This window comes from Lujinxingia sediminis (assembly GCF_004005565.1).
GTDB lineage: Bacteria > Myxococcota_A > Bradymonadia > Bradymonadales > Bradymonadaceae > Lujinxingia > Lujinxingia sediminis.
In genome coordinates, this window is sequence record NZ_SADD01000002.1 from 85,295 (window position 1) to 100,548 (window position 15,254).

Below are 15,254 nucleotides of genomic sequence, written 5' to 3' on the forward strand. Positions count from 1 at the left end.
CTCACGAACACGCCACGGATGCGCGCAGCGTACTTACGCCGGCACCGGACCAAACTGCTGATAGAGCATGTACATCAACGCCACGATGAGCAGGATGAGGATCAGGCTCATCATCGTCACAATGGTCATCGGCGCGACCAGCGGCTCGGGAAAAATCAGCCCGATCAACCCCTCGCGCCGCGGCGGAAGTCGCGGCTGATCCAGGTCATCGGGCTTGAGCACCATCAGCGGCAAGGGGCTGCGCTCGCCAGTCTCATCAAGCGCGTCGCGCTGGGGCGGAATGTAGACTGACGCATCCGGATCGCGCGTGAGCAAGGTCTCACGCATCCGCCGCAGACGATCGCGGACCTTGGCCGCCTCACGGGGCCGCCGCCCCACGTCTTTCTCAAGAAGCTCACAGGTCAGCTCCGTGACCTCCTCGGGCACCGCCGCTCCCACCCGCGCCCGCAAATTGGGCAGAGGCTCGGTCTTATGCGCGAGCATCAACGCCAGATCGTTTTCCCCCTGAAAGGGAGCCTCCCCCGTCAACGCCGTAAAGAGCAGCACTCCCAGGCTATAAAGATCGCTGCTGGCCGAAGGCCGCTTCCCGTCGACAAGCTCCGGGGCAATGATCCCGGGCGTGCCCGCAACCTGCCCGCCCAGAGTCAACTCCCGATCGCGGGAGAGCAACTTGGCCACCCCGAAGTCCAGCAGCTTCACATGGATCCGCCCGTCACGCTGTCGGGTAAGCATGATGTTGTCGAACTTGAGATCGCGGTGAATGATCTGCTGACCGTGGGTCTCAATGAGCGCCTCACACACCTGGGCAAAAACCTCCAGGATGTCGGCCAACTTTAAGTGCCCGCGTCGCAACGCCTGACGAAAGGTCACCCCGTCGACGTACTCCATCACCAGGTAGGTCAGCCCGCCGGCGTCCGTGCCCGAATCGATCAGCTGCACCACATGCGGGTGCGCAATCCCCGAGACAAGCTCCACCTCCAGCTGAAAGCGCTCCACCAGCGAGGGATCCCCGGTGAGCGTGGGCTTGAGCACCTTCACCGCCACGGTGCGATGCACCGAGAGTTGGCAGGCCTCAAAGATAATGCCCATCCCCCCGGCGTTAAGCACCCGGTCCAGACGGTAGCGTCCCTCCAGCACTCGACCCACCAGCATCTGCGGGGCGTCGAGGGGCTGCGTCGAAGAACGTTGCCTCGGTGGCGTTTTGTCGGTGGGCTGCGTGGTCATCGTCAGACGCTCGCGGGGCTGCCTGCTTTAACATCCATCCAACATCATCAAAGAGGCCCCACCATAAACCCTTCGCGCTCAGGCCACAAAGCCCCCGTGCCTGGACCAGACCCAATAAAAAGCGTCGCCGGCTTCGCCGGCGACGCCTCCTCTCAGATCCACGTCTCAGATCAACTTCCTATCCGAGCTTCGCCCATCATCGCAAACGCTGCACCCGGCACGCCCTCACCCTGAATTCCGACTCAGATCTGAGAGGTGGTCATCGGCGTATCCCCACCGCGCAAAATCGCCCCGAGCCCGGTCTGGCTGGGCATCTTCTCATGGGGGAGCACCACCACCTCACCGCCCATCTCAATGACCACCTCGGCCAGCTCGTCGTAGACATCCTTGGCCAGGGCCTGCTCACTCTCCTCCGCCCCGTCTTCGAGCTCGTGGATCTGGCCCATCTCCCGATCGAAGTCGCCACGCAGCTGCGCGCTCTCATCGAGCAGCAACATATGCACTCGCCCCTCGGCCACCCGACGTGCCACCTGCGAGAGATCGATCTCGGCGCTGCCTTTGCCGTAACTTCGCTCCCAGAGCTCCAGCGCGCGCTCCACCCTCGCCAGCGCCTGAGCCTCGACAATCGGCCAGGCCCGCTGGTGAATCTCCGCATCGCTCCAGAAATGCACATTCCCCTCAATCCCCGACTCCACAAGTTGGGAGAGCCCGGCGCTGCGCGCGGCGTCATGAAAGATCGGATGGCAGAAATCCACCGCCGCCAGGATCAGCGGCCCCTGCGCCTCCCCCAGATAGTCGGCGATCGCCTCGCTGACCCGCGTAAAATACTGCTTCAGGTAGGCCTTATGCTGATCGCGTCCACCGCCATGGCCGCGCACCATCGGCGACATAAACCCGCCCGGACGCCCGTTGCGCGGCCCGTTCGCCGAACCCGGCATCAACCCGTCCTGATCTTTTTCCTCTTCGAGTTGAAGCGCGTCATGAAGATCGCTCGGCAAGTTCTCAACCTCCACCAGCGATGCCCCTGAGACGCTCCCCTCCCAGAAGTTGACCTGCTCCTCGCCAACGGCCAGCACCCAGTAATTGGCCGGCGTGGCCAGCATCCCCAGCAGGGGACGTGTGTGAAAATTGTCGCCCACCACCACCTCCTCCTCAAAGGCGCGCGGCAACCAGTAAACCCGCTGAAACTCGGGAGACACAAAGATCGCCACGCCCTCACCCGACTGATTCCAGAAGTCGCGATCCTCGACCAACGCATACATCGGCTTGAGCAGCGCCTCACTGGCCTCGGCATCGAGCACCTCGGCCGCCTTGATCCTCCGCTCCGCCTCCTCCAGATGCCCGCGCAACTTCAGACGGTTGACCTTCCCCGTCATCTCCCGGCGCTCCACGGGCATGTAGATCGAGATCGCCGGGGTGGCGTTCACACCCACCAGCTCGCGAAATTCGGTCGTCCCAAAGCGGTCCATACGTACTCCTTCATCCGTTGGATTGATGTGAGGCTTCCCACCACCGCCTCCGACGCCTCCCTGGCGCTCTCGAAGTTGTAAGACCGAAGCCCCCCACGGCAAGCCACACAGCGCCGCATCCCCCTTTCATTTCAAGACGTTACACGCCCCATCCGCCCCTCCCCCTCCCCTCCTAAAAGCCCCCGAACATCGCTCAGGCCAAGGGCTCCGCGCTCGCGCCCTCGCGCGATCCACGCTCCAGGCTCTCCCCCCTCCCCGACCCCGGGATACCCTCCAGGCGCACCGGCGTCTCCAGGTAGAGCGACTGGCTCGGGAAGGCAAACGAGCCGCCCTCTTCCTCCACGATATCCATCATTTCAAAAAAGAGCCGCTCGCGGATCGCGTGCCACTGATACCAGTTTGTGGCTCGCGCAAAGCAATGCACATAGATATCCAGCGAGCTGGCCCCGAACCCGGCAAAGCTCACCACGAACTGCTCGTGGACCACCTCGTCATCGTCGCGCAGAAGCTCCCGAATGCGTCCGATAATGCGCTCAATCGCCGCCTTCGACGTCCCATAGGTCATACCCAGGGTCGTCGAGATCGCGATCACCCCCTCTTTGCTAAGATTCGCCACCGCCGTCGTGGCGATATCGGCGTTGGGCACCGTGATGATCGTCCGATCAAAAGTGCGAATCTGCGTGGAGCGAAGCCCGATCTCCACCACGCGCCCCTCCCCGTGTTCCGACTCCACCAGATCACCTATCGAAAAGGGGCGGTCCGTCAGGATCATCACCGAACCAAACCAGTTCGAGAGCGTCGACTGCGCCGCCAACGCAAACGCAAGCCCCCCAAGGCCCAGACCGGCAATGAGACTGGTCACATCGTAGCCCCACTGCTGGATCACGGTGATCACCATCACCACCAGCACCGCCAGACGCATCACCCGCTTTAAGAGCGGCACCAGATGATCGTCGATGCCCGAATCCGTCCGCCGGGCCAGCACCTCCAGATAAGCCCCGATGGCGTCCACAACGTTGAAGATCATCCAGGCCACAAAAACCGTGCCCATCGTCTGCAGCACCAGCACCGTGACCTGATGCAGCGCCTCGGGCACCTGCAAAATCAGCACCGCCGCATAGGTCGCGATCAGGTTAAAGAGCCAGCCCAGGGGCTTTCGAATCGCGGCGAGCAGGCGATCGTCGACATCGGTCTCGGTGCGCGCGGCCAACTTCTCCAGCGGCCGCATCAAGCGATCGAGCAGGGTCGTGCGCATCAGGATGCCCGCCATCAACACCACACACGCAAGCCCCACCCGCCACAGCGCAATATCCAGCACGTCGAGCGCCATCACATCATCGATCACCGCCTCATAGCTCGGCAGCGGCGAATGACCGGGCGCTTCACCCTCGGCCGCGCCGCTCTCCCGGGCCTCCTGGGCAAAGGCGCCACGCGCGCTCAGACACACCCATACCCAGCTCGCCACACCCAACGTCATCGCTCGACTTAACATGCTGCGCGTCCCTTGCATGGCTGTTGCTCCGCTCACGTGTCGGCTTCAAAATATTATGCATTCAAAACGTCTTCCCACGCCGGCCCTGGCTTCAACCATCGCGCCGGAACGAACACAAATCGACCATCCAGGCGAAAGAGGTCAAAGGGATGATGCAGCACCTCATAAATCCATTCGCCAACATCAACACCATAACTTGCGGCTTCTCGAGCATCCTTCACCACAAAAATCTCCGCATACACCAGCGCGACACGGCCGGGCCCAAACGCCTCGGGCGCCTCATCTTTTATGATGACAAGATCCCCCCATCGATAGTCTGGCAGCGAGCGAAATATCGCCTCGGCTTCGTCTTTTCGGCAATGGCGCAACGCATCCGCTTCTTGATGAAGCAAATACGGCACGTCCTGCGCAAGACCACAGTACATGGCTAAAAACGCACAATAGTTCTCCAGAAGCTCTGGCACCCTCCCCTCGTTGCGTAAAAGATAGGTAAAGGTGCGACTTATCAGCCACATGGGAAGATCGCACCAAAACGTCGCGTCCAACAGGTTTCGAAACTCACCGGGATCGTCTACGTGCTCCCATGCCCAGATTAGGTCCAGGAAAACAGCTTCCTCTTCACCTTTCGTCGAGAAAAAACCTGTATTCAGCCGCCTACTATAGCGCTCGGCGATGGTGAGTAGGTCATCAGGCATAAGAGAGCTCGACGCGTTGGTAAATCCTGATAAAGGCCCCATCCCCAAATCCCGGACACAAAAAAACCAGCACCTTTTCAGGTCCTGGTCTTTTTGATGATGCGGAAGGGGGGAGTCGAACCCCCACGGGCTTTTACGCCCACTGGATCCTTAGTCCAGCGCGTCTACCAATTCCGCCACTTCCGCCCGCTGCGTCGGGGTTTCCCCCTCAGCGAGTGAGACGGTGTATAGGCAGACGCTCCGAGAGTGTCAATCAAAAAAACGCACGTCGTTCATAAAAGTTCTGGCGCCCCCGAGCAGCGACCTGCTCCCACGGCCACCTGCCCCACCGTCAAACCGGCCAAACGAACGGCCTAAACCGCTGAAACACAATAGAAAAACACCCCTCGCCCCGTAGATCCGCACTGCAAAAACGTGTTTGGTGAGCCAGATAAGGGCCGGCGTTGTTTCAAACGCGCGCAGGCGCTAGGATCCTCGCACTTTGACTGGCACCTTTTCTCGGCGGCCTCACCGCCCCTGCTTGGAGTCTTTTGTGCGATCTTCCAACCTTCCCCACCTCCTCGCCGCACTGATCATTGCGCTGGCCGGTCTCACGGCGTGTTCCGAGCCTGACGGCCCCGCCGACACCCCCGACGCCACCGACGAAGACACCGACATCGACGATGTCGGTCCCGACGCCGACGCCGGGCCACAGAGCTGCGAGTTCCAGTCGGAGTGCGCCCCGGGAACCTACTGCGACACCGAGGCCGGCGAATGCGTTCCTGCCCCGGAGTGCGGTCGCCGCGACCAGTGGGCCTCCTGCGTGAACGCGTTTGCCGAGATCGCTCCCGACCTTGCCCGCCGCACCAGCTGCATTGAGAGCACATGCGTGGTGCACTGCGCGCTCGATTCGCACTGCCCCGCCGGCAACGTCTGCACCGACAACGGCAATTGCCTTCCCTTCACCGGCGAACTCACCGGCGAACACCCCGGCGGCGATACGCCGGCGCCCCTTCAAGCCGGCGTGGCGAACGTGCTGATGAAGTTCCCGATCGGCCTCTCGATGGGCGGCTACGGCAGTCGCGCAGCCTTTAACGCCGGGCGATACGCCGAGTCGCTGCGTCCCAGTCGCGGCCAGATGCACGGCCTCTACGCCCGTGGCCTGGCCCTCGACGATGGCACCCGCCAGCTGGTGCTCCTGCGTGCGCCGATCATCTTCCCCTCCGGCGCTCTGCACGAAGCGGTGGCACGCCGACTTCAGGAGGAAACCGGCCGCGACTGGCGCTCAAGCCTGGTGCTCAGCGGCACGCACACCCACTCCGGCCCTGGCCGTCACTGGCATTTGCCCGCCGGCGAAGAGGCCCCCATCCCGCTCGGCACCCTCGGGACCGATGAGTTCCACCAGGAGGCCTTCGACTGGCTCACCGACTCCTTCACCGAGGCCGCCCTGGCCGCCCTCAATGACCTCGCCCCCGCCCGCATGGGCTGGGATGTTGTTGAGAGCTTCGACGTCGACGACGTCATCTCCAGCGACCGCTGGGGCGCCACCCCGGCCTTTGATGATAACCGCGTACTGATGCTCCGCGTCGACGATCTTGAGGGCAACCCACGCGGCGTGCTGGTGAGCTTCGGCAGCCATGGCACCCATAACTCCGGCGACTACATGACCGGGGATGCCCTGGCCGGCGTGGAGCGCGGGCTGGAGAAAGCGCTCGGCCAACACTACGACCGCCACGTGCCGGTGATGTACTTCAACCAGAACGGCGGCACGATGTCGCCCCGCGGCGACCGCTACGGCCACCGCGGCCCCCAGATCTTCGAGCGCATTGGCGAGCATTTCGCCGAGCGCGTCATCGAGCCCCTCACCCAGATGGAGACCACCACCGAGTGGAGTTTCAACGGCCACACCCAGCGCTTCTCCATTCAAGTGGACGATCTGGGCTATGAGCCTGGCGAATTTGCCATGGAAAACAGCCCCACCCACGAGGGCGAATTCTACCACGGCGCCTTCCAATGCGATCTTCCCGAAGATGACGATCCGTCGACCCATGCCGAACCCGGCGAATTTGGCTGCATGGGCATCCACCAGATCGCCTTCCACCGCCCGGTGACCCTCTTTGGCAAAAGCCAGCTCACCGCGCTGCAGCTCAACGACCTGACCATCGTCACCATGCCCGGAGAACTCGCCATGGAGCTGGGCTGGGACATCCAGCGCGCGCTTCGCGACGCCTGGGGCATTGACCCCTTCAACTCCTTCACCTGGGGCTATGCTCAAGATCACCTGCTCTACCTCTCGCCGACCAACGTGCGTGGCGAGCGCCCCCCCTTCCCGGGCCACTCTCTGGTGGGCGATCTCGATGACTACCCCGACTTCACCTTCAGCTTCCTGCAAGGCGGCTACGAAGCGCAGATGGGCACCTGGGGCTACAAATTCGGCGACTACCTTGTTGATCGCGCCGTGGAGGCCGTGGGCATCATGCGCGGCGAAGATGTCACGGTGAGCGTGCCGGTGCCCCTTCCCGATGAGTTTGCTCCCACGGGACAACCCAACTTCCCGATGGACCCGAGCGACCCCGACGATGTGGGCCGCATCATCGATCAGCCCCCCGCTCAGGTGGAGCGCCGCCAGCCGATTGATATCACCTGGCGCGGTGGTGACCCGGGCGCCGAGATGTTCCAGGCCCCGCGTATCGCGCTGGAACGTGCCGACGGTGAAGGCGGCTTTGAGCCTGTCCTCCTCCCCAGCCGCGCGCCCTACGATAACCGCGAGTCCGTCTTCATGACCCGCATCCGCCAGGGCGAAGACGACGCCTGGGAGTGGGGCGCCTACTGGGAAGAAACCAAAGATTTCCCCCTGGGCACCTACCGCTTCCTGATCGAAGGCCACTACCTCAACGCCGACTCTGGCGAGCGCACTCCTTACAGCGCCACCACCAATACCTTCGAGATCGTGCCCTCCACCGCCATGACCATCGACCAGATCGAGGTCCTCAGCCCCACCACCTTCAGCGCGCGCCTCGCCTACCCGGCAGCCGGCGAAGTGTTGACGTCGGGTCCGGCCGGAGATCGCGCCAAACTCATCGGCTCCTTCCGCATGCATCATCCCGAAGTTGCCGCCGGCCTTCCCATCCCGGTCATGGCCGATACCGAGTTCAACACTTTTACCGGCGAAGTTCGCCAGGGCGAGAGCGCGCTTAACTTCACAGAAGTAACGGTGTCCACCGAGCTTGAGACGGTCGAAGGCCGCAGCAACGTGCCCGTCACCCGCGTCATCGTCACCCTCGACGGCGCGTTGAGCGAGGGCGAGGCCGACTTCGACCTTCAACTCACCGACACTCTCAGTAACAACGGCGAGCTTCTCACCACCCTGAGCGTGGATCTTCCATGAGCCTTCTTAATCACCGCACCGCCTGGCTGGCGGTGGGGTTCAGCCTGACGCTTGGCATCGGCTGCAAAAACCCCACCGCCAATGCCCCGCCCCCCAAACCCACCATCGAAGATGCTCTGGGTCTGTGGGCCATCCATGCCTACCGTCTCGACGAGCAGGGCTGTATCCCGCAGCCTGCTCAGGCGCCTTTGGCCGGCGTTGAGGCGCGCCGCTCCACTCCTGATGCCGAGCCAAACGCCGAGGCCGCCGCTGAGATCGGCGCCGAGGCTGCAACGGCATCGCCCTCTCAGAGCCTGGAGTTGGCTGATTGTTCCGACTTCTCCAGCTGCGCCGAGCCTACTCGCCCCGAAGATCGCCTCACGTGGAACCATGACGACGCCACGGCCAGCGCCAGCTACGCCTACGCGTCGCCTGCCACCCGCGGCGATCTGGAAAGCTGGTGCCGGGTCGGCCGCATCGACTCCGAGTTTATCCTCGACGGTCCCTCCGCTCGGCACACCCGCCAGCGCTACGAAACCCTCATAGTCCTCGAAGGCGATCTGGAGTGTACCCCGCAACTCGCCAGCGATCTGGGCGATGAGACCCCCTGCGTCACCTCCGAGGTCTTTGAGCTTGTTCCCTACGAGCCCATCCCCGAAGCCAACCCGGCCTCGGCCAACGAACCCGAAGCCTCGCTCGACTGAAGTCCTCTTCGTTCCAGGAGCCTGAACGACCTCCCGAGTGCGACACTACGCAGATCTTCACATGCCCCTGGAACAAAGAAGCCCCGGCAGCGTCAGCTGCCGGGGCTTCTTTGCTTTGCGGGTGCCTCAGGGCGTCCTGAGAGCGGGCGCAAACTCACGCCCGCCCTCCCCGCTCTCACTCACACTGCCCGCTGGCCGAGCAGCTCAGACCGCTGGGGCAGTCGCAGTCGTCATCACACTGCGCCACACTGCCGGAGGGCTGCTCGCACAGGCCGGTATCCATGTCGCAGACCTGACCGTTACCGCACTGCTGGTTGCAACTGCAGGGCGTCTCGCAGCTTCCGTCGACGCAGATCTCGTTGCGGGCGCACTCGGCGGTCGCGCGGCATTCTACGTTGGGATCTTTGACGCAGTAGTTGAGGCTCGAGCAGATGAACCCTTCACCGCACTCCGCGTTGCTCTGGCAGGAAGGCTCACAGGAGGCCTCCACGCAGATGTTGCCCGCGGCGCAATCACCGCTGCGACGACACTCCACAACCTCACACAGCCCCTGGCGGCAGCGCTCGTTGGCGCCACACTGCGCGTCATCGGAGCAGGTCGCCTGGCACTGACCGTCGACGCAGCGCGCATCCGAATCGCACTCTTCATTGAAGATGCAGCTCTCATTCTGACGCACGCACTCGCCATCGATGCAGATCTCGCTCGACGAGCAGTCGTTGCGATCCACACACTCCGGCGCGTCCACAGCCACGCAGCTCAAATTGCGGCAGACTTGCCCGTTGGGGCAGGGGTTGTTCGTTCCACACTCCGCGCTCTGCGGCCCAACACATTCGTTATTCACGCAGCTCTCACCGAGCTGACAGTCGTTGGCCCGAACACACTCCAGCTCCGGCGAGGGGTTGCACGTGCGCCGGTTGTTCTCGCTCAGGTCAGGCAGGCACTGCGACGGCACCCCGGTCTCGCCACTGATGTTGACGCAGCTAAACCCGGCGGGACACTCGTGGTTGTAGTCGCAGATGCGCCCGCAGACCTTCTCACCCGTGTTGCTGGCCTGGTCGTAGTTGAGGCGAATGCACAGCGCGCCTTCTTCCACACAATCGGCCGACGACTCACACGCCTGGCAAAGCCCCGACTCCCCACGCACATCGGTATCGGCCGCCTCGCAGCGGTTGCCCACGCAGATCTGCCCCTGGCCACACTCCACATCGCTGTAGCACTCCACCGACTCCCACGGGTCCGTGTAGGGGTCGTCGGGGTAGTATGTCTCATCACAGGTCGTGGTGCAGGTCGTCTCAGTCCAGTACTCGTCCCAGCACTGCCAGGCGTCGCAATAGGTCTGGACCATCTCGTAATCGTAACAATCCACGTTGCAATCGTCGTCGTGGTAATCGGTCTCCGAGACAATCAAACAGCCCGGCAGCAGCGCCGCGACCACCAGCGTCGCTAACAGTCTCCACATCGCGTTGGCGTTCATCTTCTCTCTCCTCATCGTTTTGGCGTGTGGCCGGCTGGCCAAAAAGCTCGCTCGGTGTCTCGGTTTACATCGTCGGCACCCTTATCGACGACGCCCTGATTTTCTTTATTCAATCCGATCTTCATTCTGATCGCCACCATGGCGCGTTCGGTCGCACACCCACCTTAACATCTTCTTACATACGCACGCAGACGTCGCGACCTCCCGCGCGCCCCCCGAGATCGGATCGAGAGAAGCGTGGTGCCGCAGGGGTTTTCACGATCCCTCGCCACCACACCGCACGTTGATTCCCCGCGTGACGAAAAGACTTCGACACCGATCCCCCTACTGGCAGTCAGGGAGTCCGGGAGCCGCCACCGGACCTTCTGCGCCTCTCTCCTCCCTTTTTTTCACGTGGATTTCATCGATATCGCTCTTTATCTCTCAACCTTTTGACGCTTCTCCTACAGTTCGCTACCCTTGCGCAGTTGCGAGATAGTCTCGGGATCACCTGTGCAGCGCACACGAACCGAAACTCACGTCTCACAGCCGGTGTTCACGTTCACTGACCCACGCTTGCCGACGGATAGATTCATGATCCAGCCCCCATTCTTCGCCCACCGCCCCTCCGGTCTGACGCTGCTCCTGAGTGTCTTCCTCTCCCTCGTGCTCTTCGCCTGTGGCGACGACGATGGCGACGGCAACATCACCGGCACCGACGCAGCTACCCTCACCGTCAACCCCACCCAGCTCAACTTCGAGCAGGTGGCCATTGACGACTCCATCGCCGAACTCATCGTCATTGAGAACACCGGCGCGGCCACCCTCACGGTCGATAACTTCCAGATTCAGGGCGAAAACGCCTCGGCCTTCAGCCTGGCCGAAGGCACCCCCTCCTCGTTGCGACTGGCACCCAACGAGCTCGCCGAAATCTACGTACAGTACGCCCCCACGGCTATCGCAGCCTCCAGCGGCGTACTCAACATGCGCTCCAACGACCCCTCCCGGCAGTCCTTCAACGTGGAGCTGCGCGCCGACGCGCCCTCCCCACAGATCTTCACCCCCGAGATCGTCACCTTCGCCCGCACTCCCGAAGGCTCCGAAGAGTGGCGCGTCACCGAGATCGCCAACATCGGCTATGCTCCCCTTGAGATCGACTCCATCGTGCTCGACGGTCACTCCGACTTCTCCATCACCTACCCCCAGCCCACCGGCGAGGAGGAAGAAGGGCAGTTCCCCGACCGCGCCAACGACACCACGGTGGCCCCGGATCTTATTCTGCCGGGTGAGTCCGTCATGGTCCGCGTGATCTTCCTGCCCACCAGCTCGGACTTCCGTACCGCCGAGATCACCATCGAGAGCAACGACGCGGCCTCACCGCGCACCAAAGTGCTCATCTCCGCCAACAGCGATGCCCCCTGCCTGGAAGTCGACGAAGAGATCAACTTCGGTCAGGCCTCCATCGACAACATCGCCCGCCGCACCGTCACCGTCACAAACTGCAGCGCCATCGCCGAGCTGGTCATCGGCAAGATCGAGTTTGAAGATGACGCCGGCGTCTTTGACGTGGCCGAGTCCAGCCTCCCCGGCAACCTCTCGACCGACGGCGTCGCCAACATCGGCCCGCGTCAGAGCGCAAACTTCGTGCTCACCTACGCTCCGCTCGAAGAAGTCCTCAATGAAGGCGTGCTCAAGATCACCAGCAACGACGCCGCCCGCCAGAATACCTACGTCGACGTCGTCGGACAGGGCTCGCTTCTGACCTGCCCCAACGCCCGCGCCCGCGCCCGCGTCCAGGGCACCAGCCGCTGGTTCGACGCCTCCGAAGGCATCGTCGCAAGCCCCCTGGCCACCATCGAGCTCGACGGCAGCCTTTCTGACGATCCCGACGGCACCCAGGTTACCTACGAATGGTCGCTACGCGACAAGCCGCTCAGCGCCCAGACCCAGATCTCGCCATCCATCACCTCCGAATCGCCCACCCTCTGGCTCCCCTACGCTGGCCGCTACGTCGTCGAACTCACCGTCTACGACGGCGCAGGTCTCACCTCCTGCGAGCCCGCCGAATTCTTCATCGACGTCGTCCCCGGTGGCGACATCTGGGTGGAACTCGCCTGGGAAACCGTCTCGGGCGCCAGAACTGATATGGATCTTCACTACCTCAACCTGGAGAACGCCGACCGGTGGAACTCCCGCCCCTGGGATGTCTACTACGGTAACCGTAACCCGACCTGGAATGACGGCAGCGAGACCAGCCTGGACCGCGATGACCTCTGCTGCGGTGGCCCTGAGAACGTCAACCACAATGACGCCGTTGCCGGTGATTACGCCGTGGGTGTCTACTTCTACAGCGGCGGCGGGGGCGGCACCGACGTCACCGTCAACATCTACCTGGGCGGCAGCCTCGCCCAGACCCAGAACCGGCGTATGAATGCCAGCCCCGAGTTCTGGTATGTCGCCGACATCGGCATCCCGCAGTTCAGCGTGACCGTTTACGATGAGCTCTTCCCCAACGGGTATCCCTCACTCTAAACGCAACACGTTCTCCCATTTGGGAAGCATAAAACCTGTGACGCGAAGAAGGCCGAAGTCATCGACTTCGGCCTTCTTCTTTCTACAAGCGATGCGACTTAAAACATACATTCCGACGCGCACTTGCGGACCTCTCCCGCAAGACTGAATGACGATTCAGCGCGAAGATTGACTCGCCATGACGCGCTCCCTATAGTTTTCCCTCCTGACTCACGCCTTCTGGCTCCAGCTCGTTACGCTACCACGCTCGGGCGAGCGTATTTACGGCCCGAATCGCACGATCAGGCCAGGACATTCGATCGTGTCGTAAACATCAATGGACAGCGCTCCACTTAGAAGACCGACTGACATAACTTTGCCGATGGATACATTCATGATTCCCATTCTTCGCCACTCGTGCCCCTCCGGTCTGACGCTGCTCCTGAGTGTCTTCCTCTCCCTCGCGCTCTTTGCCTGCAACGATGACCAGGGCAACGGCACCATTACCGGCACCGACGCAGCTACCCTCACCGTCAACCCCACCCAGCTCAACTTCGAGCAGGTGGCCATTGACGACTCCATCGCCGAACTCATCGTCATTGAGAACACCGGCGCGGCCACCCTCACGGTCGACACCTTCCAGATTCAGGGCGAAAACGCCTCGGCCTTCAGCCTGGCCGAAGGCACCCCCTCCTCGTTGCGACTGGCACCCAGCGAGCTCGCTGAAATCTATGTAGAATACGCCCCCACGGCTATCGCAGCCTCCAGCGGCGTACTCAACATGCGCTCCAACGACCCCTCCCGGCAGTCCTTCAACGTGGAGCTGCGCGCCGACGCGCCCTCCCCACAAATCTTCACCCCCGAGATCGTCACCTTCGCCCGCACTCCTGAGGGAAGCGAAGACTGGCGCATCACCGAGATCGCCAACATCGGCTACGCCCCCCTCGAAATCTCATCCATCGTGCTCGATGGCCATTCCGACTTCTCCATCACCTACCCCCAGCCCACCGGCGAGGAGGAAGAAGGGCAGTTCCCCGACCGCGCCAACGACACCACCGTGGCCCCCGACGTCATTCTTCCCGGAAAATCCGTCATGGTCCGCGTGATCTTCCTGCCCACCAGCTCGGACTTCCGTACCGCCGAGATCACCATCGAGAGCAACGACGAAGCCTCTCCGCGCACCAAAGTGCTCATCTCCGCCAACAGCGATGCCCCCTGCCTGGAAGTCGACGAAGAGATCAACTTCGGTCAGGCCTCCATCGACAACATCGCCCGCCGCACGGTCACCATCACAAACTGCAGCGCCATCGCCGAGCTGGTCATCGGCAAGATCGAGTTTGAAGATGACGCCGGCGTCTTTGACGTGGCCGAGTCCAGCCTCCCCGGCAACCTCTCGACCGACGGCGTCGCCAACATCGGCCCGCGTCAGAGCGCAAACTTCGTGCTCACCTACGCTCCGCTCGAAGAAGTCCTCAATGAAGGCGTGCTCAAGATCACCAGCAACGACGCCGCCCGCCAGAATACCTACGTCGACGTCATCGGACAGGGCTCGCTTCTGACCTGCCCCAACGCCCGCGCCCGCGCCCGCGTTCAGGGCACCAGCCGCTGGTTCGACGCCTCCGAAGGCATTGTCGCAAGCCCCCTGGCTACCATCGAGCTCGACGGCAGCCTTTCTGACGATCCCGATGGCACCCAGGTTACCTACGAATGGTCGCTACGCGACAAGCCGCTCAGCGCCCAGACCCAGATCTCGCCATCCATAACCTCCGAGTCTCCCACCCTCTGGCTCCCCTACGCTGGCCGCTACGTCGTCGAACTCACCGTCTACGACGGCGCAGGGCTCACCTCCTGCGAGCCCTCCGAGCTCTTTATCGACGTCGTCCCCGGTGGCGACATCTGGGTGGAGCTGGCCTGGGAAATGCCCACCGGCGCCGGTACCGACCTCGACCTCCACTACCTCCACACACAGAACGCTGACGGATGGAACGACAGCAACTGGGATGTCTATTGGTCAAACCGCTCCCCCTCGTGGGGCGATGGCAGCACCGTGAGTCTTGATCATGATGACACCTGTTGGACCTGGCCCTGCGGCGGTCCGGAAAACGTCAACCACGACGACGCTGTCGCCGGCAGCTACGCCGTGGGTGTGTACTACTTCCCCGGCACCTCCGACGGCGATTACCCCACTGACGCCATCATCAACATCTACCTGGGCGGCACCCTGGCTCAAACCTTCGAGCGCCGCATGAGCAACCAGGAAGAGTTCTGGCATGTTGCCGATATCGGGATCCCCGAGTTCAGCGTGACCACCGTCGACGAGCTCACCGACCGGATGCCCGGTCGATAACCCCCCCTTTCAA

General features: G+C 62.7%; 9 protein-coding genes and 1 tRNA gene. 4 read left to right on the forward strand and 6 right to left on the reverse strand.

Features of this window, described 5'->3' with window-relative positions:
• Window positions 1-33: 33 nt before the first annotated feature.
• The 5 genes from EA187_RS06185 to EA187_RS06205 all read right to left on the reverse strand — a co-directional run bounded on the left by EA187_RS06185 (window position 34) and on the right by EA187_RS06205 (window position 5,066).
• Window positions 34-1,224, reverse strand: coding sequence for a serine/threonine-protein kinase (locus tag EA187_RS06185; RefSeq protein ID WP_127779568.1), 1,191 nt, complete (start codon window positions 1,222-1,224; stop codon window positions 34-36).
• Window positions 1,225-1,466: 242 nt separating this feature from the next.
• Window positions 1,467-2,693 (reverse strand): baeRF3 domain-containing protein, encoded by a 1,227-nt coding sequence (locus tag EA187_RS06190; RefSeq protein ID WP_115606732.1) that lies wholly within the window; start codon window positions 2,691-2,693, stop codon window positions 1,467-1,469.
• 193 nt (window positions 2,694-2,886) lie between these two features.
• On the reverse strand, window positions 2,887-4,185 hold the full coding sequence (locus EA187_RS06195; RefSeq protein ID WP_164856053.1) for a mechanosensitive ion channel family protein: 1,299 nt from the start codon (window positions 4,183-4,185) through the stop codon (window positions 2,887-2,889).
• Between the two features lie 53 nt (window positions 4,186-4,238).
• Window positions 4,239-4,880 carry a hypothetical protein gene (locus EA187_RS06200; RefSeq protein WP_127779572.1) on the reverse strand — a complete coding sequence of 214 codons (642 nt, stop codon included), beginning with the start codon at window positions 4,878-4,880 and terminating at the stop codon, window positions 4,239-4,241.
• A gap of 100 nt (window positions 4,881-4,980) precedes the next feature.
• Window positions 4,981-5,066: transfer RNA gene (locus EA187_RS06205), tRNA-Leu, on the reverse strand.
• 346 nt (window positions 5,067-5,412) lie between these two features.
• On the opposite strand from EA187_RS06205, the gene EA187_RS06210 reads away from it, so the two are divergent.
• On the forward strand, window positions 5,413-8,247 hold the full coding sequence (locus tag EA187_RS06210; RefSeq protein ID WP_127779574.1) for a neutral/alkaline non-lysosomal ceramidase N-terminal domain-containing protein: 2,835 nt from the start codon (window positions 5,413-5,415) through the stop codon (window positions 8,245-8,247).
• Window positions 8,244-8,930, forward strand: a complete 687-nt coding sequence (locus EA187_RS06215; RefSeq protein ID WP_127779576.1) for a hypothetical protein — start codon at window positions 8,244-8,246, stop codon at window positions 8,928-8,930. The genes EA187_RS06210 and EA187_RS06215 overlap by 4 nt, the downstream gene beginning before the upstream one ends.
• A gap of 175 nt (window positions 8,931-9,105) precedes the next feature.
• Here the strand turns inward: EA187_RS06215 and EA187_RS06220 are convergent, their stop codons facing one another.
• Entirely contained in the window at window positions 9,106-10,404 is a 1,299-nt protein-coding gene (locus EA187_RS06220) for a hypothetical protein (protein WP_115606723.1), read from the reverse strand.
• A 573-nt stretch (window positions 10,405-10,977) separates the two neighbouring features.
• On the opposite strand from EA187_RS06220, the gene EA187_RS06225 reads away from it, so the two are divergent.
• Together EA187_RS06225 and EA187_RS06230 are read left to right on the forward strand one after the other, a co-directional pair.
• Window positions 10,978-12,915 carry a choice-of-anchor D domain-containing protein gene (locus tag EA187_RS06225; RefSeq protein ID WP_115606721.1) on the forward strand — a complete coding sequence of 646 codons (1,938 nt, stop codon included), beginning with the start codon at window positions 10,978-10,980 and terminating at the stop codon, window positions 12,913-12,915.
• A gap of 373 nt (window positions 12,916-13,288) precedes the next feature.
• Window positions 13,289-15,241 carry a choice-of-anchor D domain-containing protein gene (locus EA187_RS06230; protein ID WP_164856054.1) on the forward strand — a complete coding sequence of 651 codons (1,953 nt, stop codon included), beginning with the start codon at window positions 13,289-13,291 and terminating at the stop codon, window positions 15,239-15,241.
• Window positions 15,242-15,254 lie beyond the last annotated feature (13 nt).

Excerpts from the sequence above, each read along its gene's own strand:
- EA187_RS06215 (WP_127779576.1), top strand. The coding sequence starts at position 8,244 with ATGAGCCTTCTTAATCACCGCACCGCCTGGCTGGCGGTGGGGTTCAGC.
- EA187_RS06195 (WP_164856053.1), bottom strand. The coding sequence starts at position 4,185 with ATGTTAAGTCGAGCGATGACGTTGGGTGTGGCGAGCTGGGTATGGGTG.
- EA187_RS06230 (WP_164856054.1), top strand. The coding sequence starts at position 13,289 with ATGATTCCCATTCTTCGCCACTCGTGCCCCTCCGGTCTGACGCTGCTC.
- EA187_RS06190 (WP_115606732.1), bottom strand. The coding sequence starts at position 2,693 with ATGGACCGCTTTGGGACGACCGAATTTCGCGAGCTGGTGGGTGTGAAC.
- EA187_RS06225 (WP_115606721.1), top strand. The coding sequence starts at position 10,978 with ATGATCCAGCCCCCATTCTTCGCCCACCGCCCCTCCGGTCTGACGCTG.
- EA187_RS06200 (WP_127779572.1), bottom strand. The coding sequence starts at position 4,880 with ATGCCTGATGACCTACTCACCATCGCCGAGCGCTATAGTAGGCGGCTG.
- EA187_RS06220 (WP_115606723.1), bottom strand. The coding sequence starts at position 10,404 with ATGAACGCCAACGCGATGTGGAGACTGTTAGCGACGCTGGTGGTCGCG.
- EA187_RS06185 (WP_127779568.1), bottom strand. The coding sequence starts at position 1,224 with ATGACCACGCAGCCCACCGACAAAACGCCACCGAGGCAACGTTCTTCG.